General features: G+C 59.6%; 20 protein-coding genes and 1 pseudogene. 10 read left to right on the top strand and 11 right to left on the bottom strand.

Translation table 11 applies throughout. The annotated features are described in order from the left end of the window. Positions 1-30: 30 nt before the first annotated feature. Entirely contained in the window at positions 31-1839 is a 1809-nt protein-coding gene (locus tag M5G18_RS08835) for a monovalent cation:proton antiporter-2 (CPA2) family protein (protein ID WP_273897559.1), read from the bottom strand. 164 nt (positions 1840-2003) lie between these two features. Here M5G18_RS08835 and M5G18_RS08830 point away from each other — a divergent pair, with 164 nt between their 5' ends. Next, positions 2004-2918 (top strand): LysR family transcriptional regulator, encoded by a 915-nt coding sequence (locus M5G18_RS08830; RefSeq protein WP_011334875.1) that lies wholly within the window; start codon positions 2004-2006, stop codon positions 2916-2918. On the opposite strand, the gene M5G18_RS08825 is transcribed toward M5G18_RS08830, so the two are convergent. Then, the gene (locus M5G18_RS08825) at positions 2908-3678 is read right to left on the bottom strand and encodes a substrate-binding domain-containing protein (RefSeq protein WP_273897558.1); all 771 of its coding nucleotides are present in this window, start codon (positions 3676-3678) and stop codon (positions 2908-2910) included. The two genes, M5G18_RS08830 and M5G18_RS08825, sit on opposite strands and share 11 nt — an antisense overlap. Before the next feature lie 10 nt (positions 3679-3688). Continuing rightward, complete coding sequence (gene tcuC / locus M5G18_RS08820) at positions 3689-4981, bottom strand: MFS transporter (protein ID WP_273897557.1); 1293 nt, start codon at positions 4979-4981, stop codon at positions 3689-3691. A 247-nt stretch (positions 4982-5228) separates the two neighbouring features. Between tcuC and M5G18_RS08815 the strand changes: the two genes are divergently transcribed. Continuing rightward, positions 5229-5537 (top strand): RcnB family protein, encoded by a 309-nt coding sequence (locus M5G18_RS08815; protein WP_115078403.1) that lies wholly within the window; start codon positions 5229-5231, stop codon positions 5535-5537. 100 nt (positions 5538-5637) lie between these two features. Then, a complete protein-coding gene (locus M5G18_RS08810) occupies positions 5638-6102 on the top strand; it encodes a hypothetical protein (RefSeq protein WP_273897556.1) in 465 nt (154 codons plus the stop codon). Between the two features lie 3 nt (positions 6103-6105). Here the strand turns inward: M5G18_RS08810 and M5G18_RS08805 are convergent, their stop codons facing one another. Next, positions 6106-7182 carry a sensor domain-containing diguanylate cyclase gene (locus M5G18_RS08805; protein WP_273897555.1) on the bottom strand — a complete coding sequence of 359 codons (1077 nt, stop codon included), beginning with the start codon at positions 7180-7182 and terminating at the stop codon, positions 6106-6108. 160 nt (positions 7183-7342) lie between these two features. On the opposite strand from M5G18_RS08805, the gene M5G18_RS08800 reads away from it, so the two are divergent. Continuing rightward, positions 7343-7681, top strand: a complete 339-nt coding sequence (locus M5G18_RS08800) for an FKBP-type peptidyl-prolyl cis-trans isomerase (RefSeq protein WP_007952931.1) — start codon at positions 7343-7345, stop codon at positions 7679-7681. Positions 7682-7724: 43 nt separating this feature from the next. Further along, on the top strand, positions 7725-8135 hold the full coding sequence (locus M5G18_RS08795) for a hypothetical protein (protein ID WP_273897552.1): 411 nt from the start codon (positions 7725-7727) through the stop codon (positions 8133-8135). Positions 8136-8211: 76 nt separating this feature from the next. On the opposite strand, the gene M5G18_RS08790 is transcribed toward M5G18_RS08795, so the two are convergent. The 5 genes from M5G18_RS08790 to M5G18_RS08770 all read right to left on the bottom strand — a co-directional run bounded on the left by M5G18_RS08790 (position 8212) and on the right by M5G18_RS08770 (position 10898). After that, entirely contained in the window at positions 8212-8520 is a 309-nt protein-coding gene (locus M5G18_RS08790; protein ID WP_273897551.1) for a hypothetical protein, read from the bottom strand. Positions 8521-8547: 27 nt separating this feature from the next. Beyond that, positions 8548-8787 carry a pyocin S6 family toxin immunity protein gene (locus tag M5G18_RS08785; protein WP_273897549.1) on the bottom strand — a complete coding sequence of 80 codons (240 nt, stop codon included), beginning with the start codon at positions 8785-8787 and terminating at the stop codon, positions 8548-8550. A 15-nt stretch (positions 8788-8802) separates the two neighbouring features. Further along, on the bottom strand, positions 8803-10026 hold the full coding sequence (locus M5G18_RS08780) for a colicin E3/pyocin S6 family cytotoxin (protein ID WP_273897548.1): 1224 nt from the start codon (positions 10024-10026) through the stop codon (positions 8803-8805). Between the two features lie 209 nt (positions 10027-10235). Beyond that, positions 10236-10517, bottom strand: coding sequence for a hypothetical protein (locus M5G18_RS08775; RefSeq protein WP_273897547.1), 282 nt, complete (start codon positions 10515-10517; stop codon positions 10236-10238). A gap of 9 nt (positions 10518-10526) precedes the next feature. Then, a complete protein-coding gene (locus M5G18_RS08770) occupies positions 10527-10898 on the bottom strand; it encodes a DUF6124 family protein (protein ID WP_127798595.1) in 372 nt (123 codons plus the stop codon). Positions 10899-11411: 513 nt separating this feature from the next. Between M5G18_RS08770 and M5G18_RS08765 the strand changes: the two genes are divergently transcribed. Continuing rightward, a complete protein-coding gene (locus M5G18_RS08765) occupies positions 11412-11726 on the top strand; it encodes a helix-turn-helix domain-containing protein (RefSeq protein WP_192561526.1) in 315 nt (104 codons plus the stop codon). Positions 11727-11745: 19 nt separating this feature from the next. On the opposite strand, the gene M5G18_RS08760 is transcribed toward M5G18_RS08765, so the two are convergent. Next, positions 11746-12846 carry a cytochrome P450 gene (locus M5G18_RS08760; RefSeq protein ID WP_273897546.1) on the bottom strand — a complete coding sequence of 367 codons (1101 nt, stop codon included), beginning with the start codon at positions 12844-12846 and terminating at the stop codon, positions 11746-11748. Between the two features lie 79 nt (positions 12847-12925). Here M5G18_RS08760 and M5G18_RS08755 point away from each other — a divergent pair, with 79 nt between their 5' ends. From M5G18_RS08755 to M5G18_RS08745, 3 genes and pseudogenes are all read left to right on the top strand, one after another. Next, entirely contained in the window at positions 12926-13690 is a 765-nt protein-coding gene (locus tag M5G18_RS08755) for an ArsR/SmtB family transcription factor (protein ID WP_273897545.1), read from the top strand. 79 nt (positions 13691-13769) lie between these two features. Next, positions 13770-14990: a putative DNA modification/repair radical SAM protein gene (locus M5G18_RS08750; protein WP_085602681.1), complete on the top strand. Its 1221-nt coding sequence runs from the start codon at positions 13770-13772 to the stop codon at positions 14988-14990. Continuing rightward, positions 14987-15799: pseudogene (locus M5G18_RS08745) on the top strand (TIGR03915 family putative DNA repair protein); the annotation flags it as partial. The gene M5G18_RS08750 and the pseudogene M5G18_RS08745, both read left to right, overlap by 4 nt. 29 nt (positions 15800-15828) lie before the next feature. On the opposite strand, the gene M5G18_RS08740 reads toward M5G18_RS08745, so the two are convergent. Continuing rightward, on the bottom strand, positions 15829-16437 hold the full coding sequence (locus M5G18_RS08740; RefSeq protein WP_273897544.1) for a LysE family translocator: 609 nt from the start codon (positions 16435-16437) through the stop codon (positions 15829-15831). Between the two features lie 105 nt (positions 16438-16542). Here M5G18_RS08740 and M5G18_RS08735 point away from each other — a divergent pair, with 105 nt between their 5' ends. Continuing rightward, a complete protein-coding gene (locus M5G18_RS08735; protein WP_273897543.1) occupies positions 16543-17421 on the top strand; it encodes a LysR substrate-binding domain-containing protein in 879 nt (292 codons plus the stop codon). Positions 17422-17441 lie beyond the last annotated feature (20 nt).

Below are 17441 nucleotides of genomic sequence, written 5' to 3'. Positions count from 1 at the left end.
CTGGCTCCCACATTTGGAACTCTGCAAACTTCAGGACTTGCCCGATTGTTCTTCCAGTTGATCCGACTCGAACAACCGGGCCAGTTCCGCACGCGCTTCCTGGGCGGTCTGCAGCACTTTGGCCGCGTCGTCGTACACCGCGTGTTGAGCCTCGAGCACCTGTTCATCGTGGTGCTTGAAGCGCTTGATCCGCGCATCGGCCTGGGCCTGGGTCAAGCCGAGGCCAACCAGCGTGCGACGGCTCATTTCCAGACTGGAGTAATAGGTCTCCCGAATCGGATCGGCCCCCACATCCACCAACCGATGAACATGCTGCCGGTTACGCGCCCGGGCGATGATCTTCATGTGCGGGTAGAGCTTGCGCACGATCTCGGCGGTCTTGATGTTGGTCTCCGGATCGTCCGTGGCAATCACGAAATATTCCGCTTCCCCGACCTTGGCCGCGCTGAGGATTTCCGGCCGCATCGGGTCACCGTAGAACACCGGCACGCCACCAAAACTGCGCGATAGTTCGATGGTTTCCACCGAGGTGTCCAGCGCCACAAACTTGATGTTCTGCGCCCGCAAAATCCGCGCCACGATCTGGCCCATCCGGCCCATGCCGGCAATTACCACCCGTGGGGTTTCGGTCTCGATCTGGCGGAATTTCTCCGGCACTTCCACCGGCTGCACCTTCGGGCTGACCAACCGTGCGCAGATCAACAGCAACAACGGCGTGACCGCCATCGACAGGGTGATGGTCAGCACCAGCAGGTCATACAGACGCGGTTCGAACAGGCCCTGATCGCGACCGATCTTGAACACCACAAACGCGAATTCACCACCTGCCGCCAGCACGATGCCGAGGCGAATTGCGCTGACCTTGTTCAACCCACCGGCCAGACGTCCGACCACAAACAGCAGCGGCAATTTCAGGGCAATCAACAACAGCGTCAACCCCAGCACCGTGATCGGCGCGCTGAGCAGCAGACTGAGGTTGGCGCCCATGCCGACGCTGATGAAAAACAATCCGAGCAGCAGGCCCTTGAACGGCTCGATCTGTGCTTCCAGCTCATGGCGATATTCAGAATCCGCCAGCAGCAGGCCGGCGAGAAACGCGCCCAGCGCCATCGACACGCCGACCATGTCCATCAGCCACGCCGTGCCGATCACCACCAGCAACGCGGTGGCGGTAGAGACTTCCGGCAAACCGGTTTTCGCCACCACCCGGAACACCGGACGCAACAGATAACGCCCACCGATTACCACCACGGCGATGCTACCCAAAACCTGCAGACTGTGGCGCACATCGTCGGCAGTGCTGGTGTGGTGATCGACGCCCGCGAGCATCGGCACCAGCGCGATCAACGGGATCGCAGCGATGTCCTGAAACAGCAGAATCGCAAACGCCAGACGACCGTGGGGGCTGGTCAGTTCCTTGCGTTCCGCCAGGCTTTGCAGGCCGAATGCGGTGGACGACAGCGCCAGACCGAGGCCCAAGACAATCGCGCTGTTCAGCGGCTGGCCGAACACCGACAACGCCAGCACACCAATCACCGAACCGGTCAGCAGCACCTGCGCCAGACCCACGCCGAACACCGATTTGCGCATCACCCACAACCGTCGCGGCGACAACTCCAGACCGATGATGAACAACAGCAGCACCACGCCCAGCTCCGAAATATGGCTGACACTTTGCGGATTGCCGATCAGGCCCAGCACCGACGGGCCGATGATCACCCCGGCAAACAGATAACCGAGCACCGCGCCCAGTTGCAGGCGCTTGGCCAGGGGAACGGTAAGCACGGCGGCCATGAGAAAGACGACGGCGGCTTGCAACAGATTGCCTTCATGGGGCATGAGCGGAACTCCAGTAACGCGGTACGGCGGGGGGCGACAAGGATAAAGGCTGAAATGATTGCAGATCTACCGCACAGCCTGCTTGAGCAGATGTGCTTCTGTAATAATTTGCATCAATTGGTTACATTTATAGCCTCAGCGAATCAATTCCCCCCGAGTTTCCCATGGCCATCAACTTCGACCTCAACGACCTGCAAGCCTTTCGCGCCGTGGTCGAGCAGGGCAGTTTCCGCAAGGCCGCCGACACCGTGCGCCTGTCGCAACCGGCCCTGAGCCGGCGCATCGAAAAGCTCGAAGACGCCCTCGGCGTGAAGCTGTTCGAACGCACCACGCGCAAGGTCAGCCTGACCCAGGCCGGTCGCGGTTTCATGCCCAGTGTCGAGCGTTTGCTGGATGACCTGGACGTCGCGTTACTCGGCATCAGCGAAGTCGCCTCTAATCGGCAGGGACACGTCACGGTCGCTTGCGTGCCGTCGGCGGCGTATTACTTCATGCCGAGCGTGGTCGCCCGCTATCACCGACAGTTCCCGCGAATCAAAGTCAAAGTCCTCGACTCCAGCGCCCACGACGTGCTGAGCGCGGTGGTCAACGGCGAGGCGGATTTCGGCCTGAGTTTCATGGGCACCCAGGAAGCGGGCGTGGATTTCGAGCCGCTGGTGCAGGAGAGTTACGTGGTCGCCTGTCGCCGCGATCATCCGCTGGCCGGGCGCAGCAGCGTGACCTGGGACGAGTTCTACCGGCAGGATTACATCTCGCTGGACAAGACTTCGGGCAATCGTTTTCTGCTGGATCAGGCCCTGGCCAAAGTGGTGCCGCAGCGTCCGAGCATCTGCGAGACGCGGCATGTGACGACCATGATCGGTCTGGTGGAAGCGGGGTTGGGCGTGGCGGCGGTGCCGCTGATGGCGATGCCGGCGGCGGATCATCCGATCCTGACGCGGGTGCCGCTGACCGATCCGCAAGTGATGCGCAGCGTCGGCATCATCAAACGCCGGGGTCGCACATTGACCCCGGCGGCACTGGAACTGGAGCGGCTGGTGGTGGAAATGAAAGTCCAGCCGCCGACGGTCAGCGCTTGACCGAATCCAGCCCGGTGGCCTGCACGTCAGGCTGGGCGGCAGGTGCGGCCAGATAAGCGAGCAACGCTTTCGCTTCCTCTGGATGCTGCGCACCCACCGGAATCCCCGCAGCAAACCGCGTCACCGACTGCACCGATTCCGGAATCTTCGCCACAAAACTCACCCCCGGCACCGGCAGCAATTCGCTGACCTGCTGGAAGCCCAGTTGATAGTTGCCGGTGGCAACCACCGAGCCTACCGGGATTTTCGGGATCATCTTCGCCTTCGGTTTCAGCTGATCCTCGATGCCGAGTTTCTTGAACAGTTGCTGCTCGATGTATACGCCGCTGGCGCTGTCGGAGTAGGCCACCGACTGGGCGTCGAGCAGGGTTTTCTTCAGGTTGTCGACGTTGCTGATGTCCGGTTTCGGCGCGCCTTCGCGCACCACCAGGCCGATCCGCGAATCCGCCAGTTCCACACGCGAAGCCGGGTCGACCTTGCCTTGTTTGATCAGGTCATCGAGGGCGTAGCCGACCATGATCACCACGTCGGCCTGTTCGCCACGCGCAAGGCGATTGGGGATCGCTTCCGGGGCCTTGCCCATCGACGGGCCGAGGATGGTGTCGAGGGTGTTGCCGCTGTTCGCGGCGAATTTCGGCCCGAGGATTTTGTAGGCGGCAGTGAAGCCACCGGAGGTCATCACCCGCAGTTCTTCGGCCTGGGCCGCAACGTTGAACGCGAGGCCGGCGAGCAGGGCCGTAACGGTCATCAGTTTTTTCATGGTGCTCTCCTCAGGCAGCGACAGGTTGCAGACGACCGCCCGTGCGGCGATACAGATACAGCGTCGCGCACAACGCACACAGCGCGCCGACGCTCATCCAGTAACCCGGCGCAGCCTTGTCGCCGGTGTACTGGATCAGGAAAGTCGACATCGCCGGGGTGAAACCGCCGAACACCGCCGTCGCCAGGCTATAGGCGAGGGAGAAACCGGCTACGCGCACTTCCACCGGCATGATCTCGGTCAGCGCCGGAATCATCGCGCCGTTGTACAGGCCGTAGATAAACGACAGCCACAACAGCGACAGCAACATGTGGCTGAAGCTCGGTGCCTGCACAAGATACGACAGCGCCGGATACGTGGTGGCCAGGGCCAGCAGCGACATGGCGATCAACACCGGGCGCCGCCCGATGCGGTCGGACAACGCGCCGCCAATCGGCAGCCAGAAGAAGTTGGAAACGCCCACCAGCAACGTCACCAGCAACGCATCGGACGTGCTCAGGTGCAGCACGGTTTTGCCGAAGGTCGGCGCGTACACGGTGATCAGGTAGAACGCGGTGGTGGTCAGGGCAACCATCAACATCCCGCCCAGCACCACGACCCAGTTCTGGCCGAGGGTACGGAACACTTCCTTCATGCTCGGGCGATGTTTGCGGGCGGCGAACTCTTCGGTCTCGGCCAGGTTACGACGCAGGATAAAGATGAATGGCACGATCATGCAGCCGACGAAAAACGGAATCCGCCAGCCCCAATCCGCAACCACGTCCGGCGCCATCCATTGGTTCAACGCGTAACCCAGTGCGGCGGCGACGACGATGGCCACCTGCTGACTGGCCGACTGCCACGCGGTGAAAAAGCCCTTGCGGCCGGGCGTGGCGATCTCCGAGAGATACACCGAAACCCCGCCCAGCTCCGCACCGGCGGAGAAGCCTTGCAGCAGCCGCCCGATCAACACCAGCGCCGGGGCGAACAGGCCGATGGTTTCGTATCCGGGCACCAGCACAATCAAGATCGTGCCGCTGGCCATGATCGACAAAGTGACGATCAACCCTTTGCGCCGGCCGACGTCATCGATGTACGCGCCGAGCACGATAGCCCCGAGCGGACGCATCAAAAAGCCTGCGCCGAACACCGCAAAAGTCATCATCAGGGACGCGAACTCACTGCTCGCCGGAAAGAACACCGCCGCGATCTGCGTGGCATAGAAACCGAACAGAAAGAAGTCGAACTGTTCGAGGAAGTTACCCGAGGTCACCCGGAAAATGGCGCCGGCCCGCGAGCCGCCGTGTGGGATTGAGGCTGTCATCGAAAAATACTCCACCGCTTTTATGACGTGCGCGACGGGGAGGCGGCGCACGGTTTTTATTGGGGCGGATAGTGGCGCAGGGTGATCGATCTGTTAATTGCATAGTTGGCATGGATTGATGTTCAAGGCGGATCAATGTGTCCGGTGGGCGGCTACACTTTCGGATCCGCCATCATCAAAAAACAAGGAATGATTCCAGAACCCCGCAGTCGGAGTTCAGGTATCACAAATTTCAGGAGGTTCACCGATGAACAACAAGACCCTAATCGCCAGCCTGGCCCTCGTCGCCGGCATCGCCGGGATCAGCCCCCTCGTTCAAGCGGCGCAAACCTCGACCTCTACCGTCGAACATTCCCCGGTCGACGGCCGCGAATTGCAAGTCAACGACCGCGCTCCGGACATCTATCAGCGCAGCGAAAAAGCCCTGACCAACTGGAAACAGAAAGGCCTCAAGCAACCGGAGCCGCAGGCGCAGTGGGTACAGATCAATGACAAGTACGTGATGGTGATGATTACCAACGGGACGATTGTGGCGATTCAGCCGGTGGAGCGCTGACCTCAAGCAACAATTAGCCATGGACGGTTGATTGCATTCGAGCGCCGTTCCGGTAAAACGCGAGGGGCGTTTCGAGTGACTGGATGTCAGGAGCAATTCGTTGGACAAGAAACCCCTTTACCGCAAAGAAAACACGACCACCCATAACGTCCGTCGCAACAATCCCGGCGGGCATTACCGGCATCAGCGAAACACCAAGGCTGAAATCAACAGCGACGCTACTCGTGGCTCGATGCATGGGGTCCAGCACCGTGGCTTCGATTACACGCCTTTGTTTCGCTTTTTGCTGTCGCGTGTCGGCGGTGATTGGGACGAGATTTTCAGTGCGGCCGTGTCGCGGCTGGATCGGCAGGAACCGGTGTTCTGGATGGTCGCTGTGCTGGAAAGTGACCGGCAAGAAATAGTGCGACTCGGTGAATCGAGTTACTTCAATGGCCTGTATGTCGATGAACAGAAGCGCCTGCAAATCGTCAATCCTGCCCTGAAAGCCGAAGACATGACGCCCTACTGCCAGTGCTGCACGCATACCTTCAATGGCGTTGTATTCGGTACGCCCGAGCGCTGAAATTCAATCAGCCCGGCCATGACTGAGCGTCTGCCCACCACCCAATCGATACTGATTGTTCCCGCTGCGCTTGGCCTCATACATCGCCAGATCCGCAATGTGCAGCAAGCGATCCATGGTCGGTGCGTGGTCCGGGAATACGGCGACGCCGAGGCTGGTGCCGATGTGGCGTTGCTCGTTGCCGATGGGGATCGGCGGGGACAGTTCGATGAAGATTTTCTGACAGATGCTGCGGGCTTCGTCCTGCAGGTTCAGGCCGGGGGCGAGGCCTTGCAGGATGACCACGAACTCGTCGCCGCCGATCCGTGCGACGGTGTCGCTGACCCGCAGGATGCGTTTCAGGCGCGTAGCGGTGGTGATCAGAACGCGGTCGCCAGCGGCGTGGCCGTAGCGGTCGTTGATCGCTTTGAAGCCGTTGAGATCGATGAACACCAGCGCCACCCGCGTTTCAGTCGCGCGCGCATGTTCCAGTGCTTCCGATAGCCGTTGTTCCAGCACCAGCCGATTGGGTAGGCCAGTCAACGGGTCGAAGTGGGCCAGATGTTGGAGATAGCTGGCCGAGGCCTTTTCTTCGGTGATGTCGCGTACCACGCCCATCATCTTGATCACCGCGTCGTGATCGTTGCGCACCACATTGCCGGTTTCCCGCAGCCAACGAATCGTGCCGTCGGGCCAGACCACGCGGTATTCCTCATCGTGGTTTTCGCCGGTCTCAAGACATCGCAATTCCCCGGCGCGTACCCGTGCGCGGTCATCGGGGTGTACGCAGGAACAGAACAGAGCGTAGGACGGCGTCACTTCGCCGATCTTGAACCCGAACATGCCGAAGATCGCGTCCGACCAGTAGAGCCGATCGGTGTCGACCTCCCAGTCCCACGTGCCGATCCGGGCGAAATACTGGCTGCGCTTGAAGCGGTCGGCATCGCCATCCTGACGGATGTTCTGGCCCTCGGCCGCGCGGGTGAGCAGTTCGCGATACTCGGCGAGTTGCTGACGAAGCTCGCGCACTCGGCGGATCAGAAAGGCGATCACGACCATCAGCACGACGACAATGGCGAAGCTGATCCAGAGTTGAGTCATTCAAGCGTCGCTGTCATGGCGTATCGATCCGGGAGTGATGGCGTGTCGCTATCTTAATTCACGGCCAACGCCGGAAACAGCGGCAACCTTGGGTCAAACGGTTGCCAATGGCCGGCATTTCTGGGAAAACGGCGGCCAGCGGAACAATAGAGCGAATGTTATGAATGATGAACTGCAGATAATCGATCTTCAGCCCGGTGACGGAAAAGCCGCCGTCAAAGGCGCGTTGATCACCACCCAATACACCGGTTGGCTGGAAGACGGCACCGAATTCGATTCGTCCTGGAGCCGGGGCAAGCCGTTTCAGTGCGTGATCGGTACGGGCCGGGTCATCAAGGGTTGGGATCAGGGGATCATGGGGATGCAGGTGGGCGGCAAGCGCAAGCTGCTGGTGCCGGCGCATCTGGGTTACGGCGAGCGGACGATGGGCAAGATTCCGCCGAATTCGAATCTGGTGTTCGAGATTGAGTTGCTTGAGGTTTTGACGCGGGAGGATTGAATCCGGCGTTGCAGATTTGATGATCGCATTAAGGGATTAGCGCATGGACGTGTGGCACATGATTTCCCAGATTGCCCAGTGGTTGGGCGAGAAACACTCGTCGCACGGGCGCTGGTCTTACGGGTATATGGCTGTGCTCAACGCTGCTGTGGGGGTTGGCACTTGGGTTGTGGCCAGGGAACTGATGGCAAAGCGCAAAGCGCTCAAGGATCGTGTGACGACGACGCTTGCGTCTGGAAGCCTTACAGCGACTTCCTTCGCAGAAGAAGGCGGGCAACAGGTCAGATTCACCGGCGTTCTGCTGGAGGAAGAGGGGACTTATACCGTGACCCTGACTCGACAAAATGTTCAAGGCTCCGTTGTTTCTTCGAGCGACGGACTGCACTCGCTGGAGGAGGTCGAGGCTTACTTGAGGGGGACTACGCCTTTCATCCTGTCTGACTTTCGGCGGTGATCGCGTCTGCATATAAAGCCCGTTGTGATGAGGGGAAACCCTGATCACAACGTACTGTGTGCAAGGGCTCTATGAATCAGGTGAACGCCTCAATATCGTCAAGTGTGTCTGCGATCACGCCTTCCAGCGAAGGGAATCTTGTCTTTACTTCTTCCAGCGCTGCAAAGGCAATGTCTTTGTCCAGCTCGCCGTGTCTACGAGCAATGTGGCCGAGAGCGGTAATGGCAGAGGTGACAACCGACTCATTGCTGCTGGCGAAATACTTCAGGCAGGTTTGCTGAGCCCAGATTCTGTCTGATTCGTTCAAGCCAATAGAAATCAATCCAGCGACAACATTCCTTTCCACGCCGCTTTCAAGAAGCCTCACTGCCTCATCGTGGTTCACTGTTGGTTCTTGATAGGAAAGACTCAACTATTCCCGAACCCCGATAAAAAGATCTAGTTCAGTTGGTAGGTGTTCATTAAGGACTGAAGCGATTTGCCGGACCTGACCTTCATTCAATAACCATTCTCCGGCCTCGCTTTCTTCCAGGCTATCCCAACCCAGCAATGCTAAAACCGCAGCTTCTGCCTCAGGCTTCACCGTCAGTTCAAACTTCAAAGAGTCGTCCTCTTCATCACCTTTCAAAAAGCCACTTATCCATAAAAACATTAAAAGCCTCCTGTATTACTTCGGGGTAGATCTCTCGGGATCTGCGGGATCTATTTGTTCACCGGTTTCGTGGTTGAATTCACCAAGGTGTTTGCCTTGTTTGTTGTAAAGCTCAATAGCGCCAGTCTTGCTATCCCATTCATATATTCGCCCCTTCCGGTCCTTCCAGCGGCTTCGCTTGCCTCCTCCACCCTGAACGCTGCTTTTTGATTTGACTGGTTGGGCATCCGGGAATGCGGGCAGTGTCCGTGGGGGCCTGTGGTATTTGATATCACCGCCCAGTGCTGGCCTGGAGAGCACAACATACAGAGGCTGCACCCCGGAGTCAGCCGGAAACACAAGGATGAAATCCTCGTACTCTGGCGGATAGATCGGGTTGACGATGATTTTGTCTGCTTGCTCAGTCGGCGGATAGATCCAGATAGTCGGTGTTTGCGGGGCACCTTCCAGCGGAGGGATACCCGAGGTGCTGGATGAATCGACGGCAGGCGTCCAGGTCAAAGTGGCGCCATTGCCAAAGTCAGCCACTTGGCGAGAGCCTTGGGCGGTGAACTGCACAACCGGAATCATTTCCCAGTCAGGACGCTTTTGAGTGTTGTACCCGTACCCTTTGAGACTGCCATCGGGCTGTTGCTCTACCTGTAGTCGAATACGTGTTCGACCTTCCTTCAGCGATCTGAGCTGTTCTTCGGTATAGAGTGAACTGTCACCAAGATTGGATGGCCACAAAAGTGCAACCATGCCCGCCAAAGCACCTGCTGCAACACCGCCCGTGACTGCGCCAGCACTGGATATGGCGCTTGTGCTGGTGCCAATAGAAGCCGAGCCTCCCAAGAGAAGCGTGCCTACAGCAGACGGTAACTTGGCACCACCTATTCTTTTGAGGGTGATATTTCCCGCCGCATCTAATTCGCGGCCACCGAGCAAGGTGAATGCTCCAAAGTCAGCAAGTCGTTCGACCGGGATAAACCCTGCGGGGCTTTCATGGTTGATGACGCCGTCGGGGAGGTTGCAGCTCTTGGTAAATACACACCCTAGGGCGCTGTGTTGATTCGGTTGTTGAGACTGCCGAAGAAAGCGATCTTCGTAGGCTTGTTGTCTGGCCTGCATCTCGTCGTACTTTTTTTGTCTGGCGTCCTGCTCTGCCAGCTCGGTAGCAGTCATGTAGCGGGTAGTGATGTGGTGCCCGTCGCCTGAGGGGGGATTCTGAATTCGGGGAATTTCTGATTTTTGAGCCATGAGCGTCCTTGTTCCAACTTTTAAAGCGTTGGGAACGCTATCTGAATGAGCATTTGAAAGATGTAGGACGGTTCTGAAGCTCAAGCGGTTGTTACAAAATGACGCTCTCGGCAAGATCCGTGGAGCGATTTCTTATGAGTTGTAAGCACAAAACCCGCTGCCTCCGTGAAGGGAGACCGCGGGTTTTTTCTTGCCTTGTGCGCAGGTTATTACGCAGCCATCGCCATCTCATCCAGCGTCGCGGTAACCGTGCCGGTCAGGCTTGGAAATCTGCGTTTTACGCTGGTGAGTGCCGGCAGCAGGCGATTGCGATCCAGTTCGCCATGGTCACGGGCGAGTTGGGCGAGGGCGGTGAGTGCGGCGCTGACGATGGATTTCCGTTCGCTCTCGAGCAGTAACAGACAGGCTTTTTGGGCCCACTGGCTGTCTTTCTCGTTGAGGCCGATGGAGATCAGGGCGGCGACGATGTGTGCATCGGATTTGCTTTCCATGGGTGTTCCTCAGGTCGTGGCATCGAGAGTGTCCAGCGCCCGGTTCACCGCGAGTTCGCCACACATCACCACTTGGGCGATGCCCAGCACGGTGCTGCGGTAGGGCGGGTCCAGCAGTGCGGCGAAGTCGCTGAGCATCACGCTGGCCGAAGTCATCGATTCGCAGGCGTGGGCCAGCAGGGCATGTTGATCCAGGTCGGGGGCGACGAGGAACATGCGGCCGGGGCAGTGTTGTTTCGGGGCGGTGGGTTTCAGGTAATGGTCGAGGGCGCGCTCGGCGGCTTCGTGGAGTTTTTTTGAGTCGGTTGTGGAGTAGGGAGAGGTTGGGTCGGATTCGTTGGGTACGTCAGTTTCGGGTGGATCAGGAACGTATTTGAACATTTGCCTAGAACCTTTAATTGAGGCTTACACCGTCATTGCGACTAAACAATTAGGTGGCAGCTATGCGCAGGTTAGTCGACCGGTGGTTCTAAGCATTCCCGGCGCGCCCGAAGACGCCCTGCGCACAGCTACCATTGAGCACAGGCAAATGAACACCTGACTAAATGGACTGCATGCAACTTAAAACCGTCCGAGCGACTAAACCCGTTCACTGACCATTCAGTGATGCGAATCAAGTTACGGGCAGGCTCCAAACTGCACAAGCCGGCGGATTCTGGCGTAGTTGTAGGCAAAGGCGCAAGGCGATGTAGCCTCTCGGATGAGGGCAAAATGATGCTTCATTTGTCAGGCGTTATGGCTCACATAAGAGGTCGCCGCCGGCCTGTGAAGCGTGCTTGCTTGTGAACATCCTCTTTGTGATACCGAATATTTAATAAGCCACTTCGAGCTTGATTTATATTGGTTTCGATATAGCCTGCGTGGCACGTTCAAATGCCAGGAACAGGTTAAACCATGAAGGATCATCAAAACCCACCCCAGCGTTTCTCAAGCATCTGGGATGCGCTGGAAGACACGCCGCAGGAAGCGGCCAACATGCGTCTGCGGGCCAAATTGATGCGCACGCTTTGCGAAACGATTCGTGCGTGGGAGCTTCCGCAGAAAGAGGCGGCCAAGCGTCTCGGCATCACTCAGCCGCGTCTTAACGACGTACTCAACGGCAAAATCGACAAGTTCTCGCTGGATGCGCTGGTCAACCTGTCGGCGGCCGCAAAACTGGAAGTAGACCTCTGTTTCCAGCTGCCTGCTTCCCTGGAATGGGCCACCTGATCCTTGATTGCAGCGATGCTTAAATCTGCACCTCGCTGAACATCGGAACTCTCCCATTCAACGAAGGCCGGTAGTGCCACGTGAATCTTCCCGGATCAATGTCGCGGGCGAGAATTTCAGTGAGCGTGGCGCGGGCGATCGTCATCGCCAACATCTGTCCGGGACATTGATGCCGACCGCTGCCGAACGTGAAGCTGCGGCGATTCGGGCGATCCGGCATAAAACGATCCGGGTTTTCATTGAGTACCGGGTCGCGATTGGCCGAGGCCAGCAACACCAGAATCACGTCGCCCGATTCCAGCCGCAAGCCGTCGATTTCACAGCTGTTTGCCACAAATCGGCGGGTGTTCTGTACCGACGGATCGAAGCGCTGGACTTCAGCCAGCAATGAATCCACTGACGCCGCGCGTAATTCAGGTTGACGCTGCAACGCCACCAGCGCATTTCCGATAAGCCCGGCGGTGGCTTCGAACGTCTGCGAACAGAGGCCGATCAGGTTGGCGAGCAACACGTCCTCATCGCCGACAAAACGCTGTTGGATGTCGGCGAGAAACGGGTTCGGATCCGCCAGCAATTCAATAAAGTATCCGCGCAATTGCTCCGCCGCCCGATGGGCTGCCGCCAGTTGCAGGTCATTGCTCAACGGCGACAGGCACGCTGCGAAATCCGCCGTCAGTTCACTGATGACCCGCGCCTGCGCCGGGGTGAATCCGAGCAGCGATGCAACCACGCACACCGGGCCGCGAAACATGGCTTTATAGAGGCCGTCGGCGTCGTTCGTTATCAGCCGCGCGGACACCAAAGCGCTGACTTCTTCCCGATCAAACAGCCCCAACGGCGGCTCGATGACCGAACGCGGGCAGCGCTGAGCTTCGCCGTCATTCATGCGCATCAATTGGCCGAACACCTTACCCGCCATGCCATCGGCAATCGCCTTGGGCACCGGTTCCTGCACCGGGCGCACCCGGCAATCCGGATGCGCCAGCACCGCGCACACCGCCCGGGCGCTACTGGCAACCCACAGTTTCAGTCCGTGATGAAAAGTCAGCCCGCCCGCCGCGCGCAGTTCGGCGTAGTAGGGATAGGGATCGGCGTGAGTCGCAGCGATGATCGGGTCCATGGATCGCAACCTTGTCGGTGGGGAAAGTGTTGCTACTATCTCCAGTCCTTGAGGGCGATGATTCGTCCGGGAGCGAAATATGCACGCAGAACATCAAGACATCGGCGTCTCGCAAGTGGCCGCTGCCATCGCGGAGCCGGCGCGGACCAAAATGCTGTGCTCGCTGATGGACGGCCACGCCCGCACCGCCACGGAGCTGGCGACCCTCGCCGACGTCAGCGCCTCGACCGCCAGCGCACACCTGGCCAAGCTCAAGGACCTGGCGCTGGTGCGCCTGCATGTGCAAGGCCGCCACCGTTATTACAGCCTCGCCGACAAACGCGTGGCCCAGGCGCTGGAAGCGCTGATGGTGATCGGCCAGAACCCCGCGCCGACCTTCAAGCCGCACACGCCGGATCGCCTGCAATTCGCCCGAACCTGCTACGACCATATGGCCGGGACGCTGGCGGTAATGCTGCATGACCGCTTGCTTGAAACGGGATGGCTGGTGGAAACCGACGAGCAGGTTTATCGCCTCAGTGACAGCGGCGAGGCGTTTTTTGAGGGGATGGGTATTGAGGTCAAGGATCTGTCGACGATGCGCCGCCGCTTTGCTTGCCCGTGCCTGGACTGGAGCATGCGCCGGCCGCATCTGGGCGGTTCGCTCGGGGCGGCGTTGTTGCAGGCGGCGTTGAAGCGCAAATGGGTGACGCAGGATCTGGACAGCCGGGCGCTGACGTTGACGGCGTTGGGGCGCAAGGAAATGGCGGCGCGATTCGGGGTGAAGTGGCCCGAGTCGAAGCAACCGGTCCCGGTGCGTAAATCCTCAACCGTGGCGGCTGGCAGTCGAGCGCAGCAAGCCTGACTGACGAAGGGTCGTTTTACGGCTTGTGGCCCGTGGGCGGACTCTATACTGTATATGCGAACAGTATCGAGTCCGTGCCATGCAAATCATCGACAAGCTCAGCATCCTCGCCGACGCCGCCAAGTACGACGCCTCCTGCGCCAGCAGTGGCGCGCCCAAGCGCAGCTCCGAGGGCAAGAGCGGGCTGGGATCGACCGATGGCATGGGCATCTGCCACAGCTACACGCCGGACGGGCGATGCGTGTCACTGCTCAAGGTCCTGCTGACCAATTTCTGCCTCTACGACTGCCAATACTGCGTCAACCGACGCTCCAGTGACGTGCCGCGTGCGCGTTTCACGCCCGAGGAAGTGGTGACGCTGACCCTGGATTTCTACCGGCGCAATTGCGTCAGCGGGTTGTTCCTCAGCTCGGGGATCATCCGTTCGGCGGACTACACCATGGAGCAACTGGTGCGCGTCGCGAAGCTGCTACGCGAGGAGCATGAATTCCGTGGCTACATTCATCTCAAGACCATTCCCGATGCGGATCCTGCGTTGATCGAAGAGGCCGGGCGTTATGCCGATCGCTTGAGCGTCAACATCGAATTGCCCACCGATGCCAGCCTGCAAACCCTGGCGCCGGAGAAGCACATCGGTTCGATCAAGCAGGCGATGAACACCATCTACACCGGCGTGCAGACCGTGCTCAACGAACCCCGTGCACCGAAATTCGCCCCGGCCGGGCAGAGCACGCAGATGATTGTGGGTGCCGATGACACCGACGACAGCACCATTCTGCACAGTGCTCAGGCGCTCTACGGCAACTTTCGCCTGCGCCGGGTCTATTACTCGGCGTTCAGCCCGATTCCCGATAGCCCTAAAAGTGTGCCACTGGCCGCGCCGCCGCTGATGCGCGAACACCGCTTGTATCAGGCGGATTTTCTGTTGCGCGGTTATGGCTATACCGCCGGTGAGTTGCTCACGGGGCCGGGCAACCTGGCGCTGGACATCGACCCGAAACTGGCTTGGGCGCTGCAGAATCGTGAGGTGTTTCCGCTGGACCTCAATCGCGCTGAACCGGCGTTGATCTCACGCATCCCAGGCATCGGCCTGCGTACGACCGAACGTCTGGTGGAACTGCGAAGGCAGCGGCGCATTCGCTACGAAGACGTGGCCCGCATGCGCTGTGTGCTGGCCAAGGCCAAGCCGTTCATCATCACCAGCGATTACCACCCGCAGCAGGCCGAGGTCACCAGCCAGATGCTCTATCAGCAGTTGCGCGACCGGCCGATGCCGCAGCAGATGGGGCTATGGGGATGATCAACCTCGACTGCGACGACCTGTTCGACACGTGGCGCCAACAGGCGCGCTGGCTGCTTAGCCATGAAATCGATCCGAGTCTGGTGAGCTGGGCGTCGGAAGGGGTGAGTGATCTGTTTGCCAGTGACGTAGCGGTGCCCGAAGGGCAGGGGCCATTTCAGGCGCGCATCCCGCGTGCGTTGCTCGACACCCTGGAACAAGCATCTCGTTACCGGGGCGATCAACGCTGGAGCCTGCTGTATGAAGTGCTGTGGCGGGTCAGCCATGGCGATCGCACGGCAATGATGGCCGGTGACAAACTGGGCAGCGAGTTGCAGCGGCGGATCAAGCAGGTGCAGCGTGAAGCGCATCACCTGCATGCGTTCGTGCGTTTCATCGAACGCCCGGCTGAGTTGCCGGGCCCGCAATATGTGGCGTGGCACGAACCGGCCCACGACATCCTGCACAGCGCCAGCGAACACTTCATCGGGCGCATGGGCCGGCATCGCTGGCTGATCGCCACACCCCGCGACGGGGTTTATTACGATGGCGAACAACTGATCCATCAGCGTCAGTGTCCGGTGGAATGGCAGCAACTGGCGCAGAACGTCGACGATCCCCACGGTGACCTATGGCTGACGTACTACAGCCACATCTTCAACCCGGCGCGGTTGAACGAGAAGGTCATGCAGGGGCATTTGCCGACGCGGTTCTGGAAGAACCTGCCGGAGGGGGAACTGATTCCCGGATTGATTACCCAGGCGCGCATGGGCAAGCAGCAGAACGGGCAGGCGAGCGGGATTGCCGGGCGTGGCGGCAAACGTATTGCGTTGAAACAGCTGGAGCATCCGCCGTCCGTTCAGCGCGTCGCTGAAGCCATCAACAGTCCAAAACCGGCGAAGGTCACGCCCGAGACTTTCGCCGCCAGCCAGGAGCCTTTCGGGCTCGACAACCAACCCTTGGCGGCATTGGCGAGCAGCGCATAACTGCCGTGCACCAGAATCACCAGCGCTGCATAGGTGGTCACCAGTTTGAAGAACTGCGGATGGAAAGCCTGTGCGGTGTTGATGAACTGCGGGAATACCGCCAGAAAGAAGAAGATGGCTTTGGGATTTAGGAACTGCAGGGATGCGGCTTCCAGAAAGCGGTAGCCCGGGCGAGAAGGGCGGACGTCTTGCAGGGTACGGAAACGATCAGAACGCCAGCTCTTGAAACCCAGATACAACAGATAAGCGGCGCCAGCATATTTCAGCACGGTAAAAGCCGTTGCCGAGGCACTGAGGATCAGGCCGACACTGGTGGCGCTAAGGGCGGCAACCACGAAGGCCCCCGAGGCAATTCCCAAAATCCCCGGCACTGCGCCCGCCCAGCCCAGGCGCACGGCGTTGGACAGGGTCAGCACCACACCCGGGCCGGGGCTCAAAATGGTCAGCGTGGCGAAGAGTACAAAGAGTCCGTAGCTGTGCATGTCTGCTCCGTCGGGGCGCGGGATTAGGCGTGCGGGCAGATTGGCGTGGCGCCGAACGTGTGACAAACGCTTTAAATGCAGCGCATACGTGACTAAATTAGACCCATGAACAAATCTCTCCCGCCGCTCAATGCGGTTCGTGCCTTTGCGGTCGCTGCCCGTCATCAGAGTTTCACGCTGGCGGCTGAAGAGCTGCACGTAAGCCATAGTGCCGTCAGCCGGCACATCAAATTGCTGGAAGAACACCTGGGTGTGTTGCTGTTCGAACGGCGCATCCGGCAATCGTTGCTGACGCCTGCCGGCCAGCGTTTTTATCAGCAGGTCAGCGCCGGTCTGGCGCAGATCGCCGACGCGGCTGCCGAGTTGCGACAGCAGGCGGCACGGCCGACAGTGAATATCAACACCCGCCCGTCTTTTGCCCAATTGTGGCTGACGCCCCGGCTGGATGCCTTCATGGCAGAGCATCCGGACATCGAACCGCAGGTGATCACCCAGACCCGATCCCCGGATCCTGCGCAGGACAGCTTCGACATCGTCATCCGCCGTGGACGTGACGACTGGGCGCCGACCATCGAGTCGCACCCGTTGTTTGAGGATGAATTACTGATGGTGGCGGCGCCCGAGCTGATCGAGCGAATCCCATTGGCGGATCTTGCCGATCTGGGGCAGCACACGTTGCTGACCGTCAGGGCCCGGCGTGAGGACTGGCACCACTGGGCGCTGCGTTTTGGCCAGCAGCAGAGCGCGAGTCAGGAGATTCGCCAGTTCGACTACATGCATCGAGTGCTGGAGGCCGCCGTGGCGGGTGAGGGCATTGCGCTGTGCCCGACGACTTTACTAGGCACGCATCTGTCGAGCGGTCGGCTGGTCTGCCCGTTGCCCGACCTGCGGATGCCGTTGCCACGTTATTACTACGGCGTTACACCGCAGGCCTCTGCAGCGGCTCAGGTGTTTGTGGCGTGGCTGCAAAAACAGATCCCATGAAAAAGCCCCCATCGATCACT

It is taken from the genome of Pseudomonas aphyarum, assembly GCF_028657055.1.
Lineage (GTDB): Bacteria > Pseudomonadota > Gammaproteobacteria > Pseudomonadales > Pseudomonadaceae > Aquipseudomonas > Aquipseudomonas aphyarum.
Note: the sequence above shows the minus strand (reverse complement) of the source record. Positions and strands in the feature narration are given on the sequence as shown.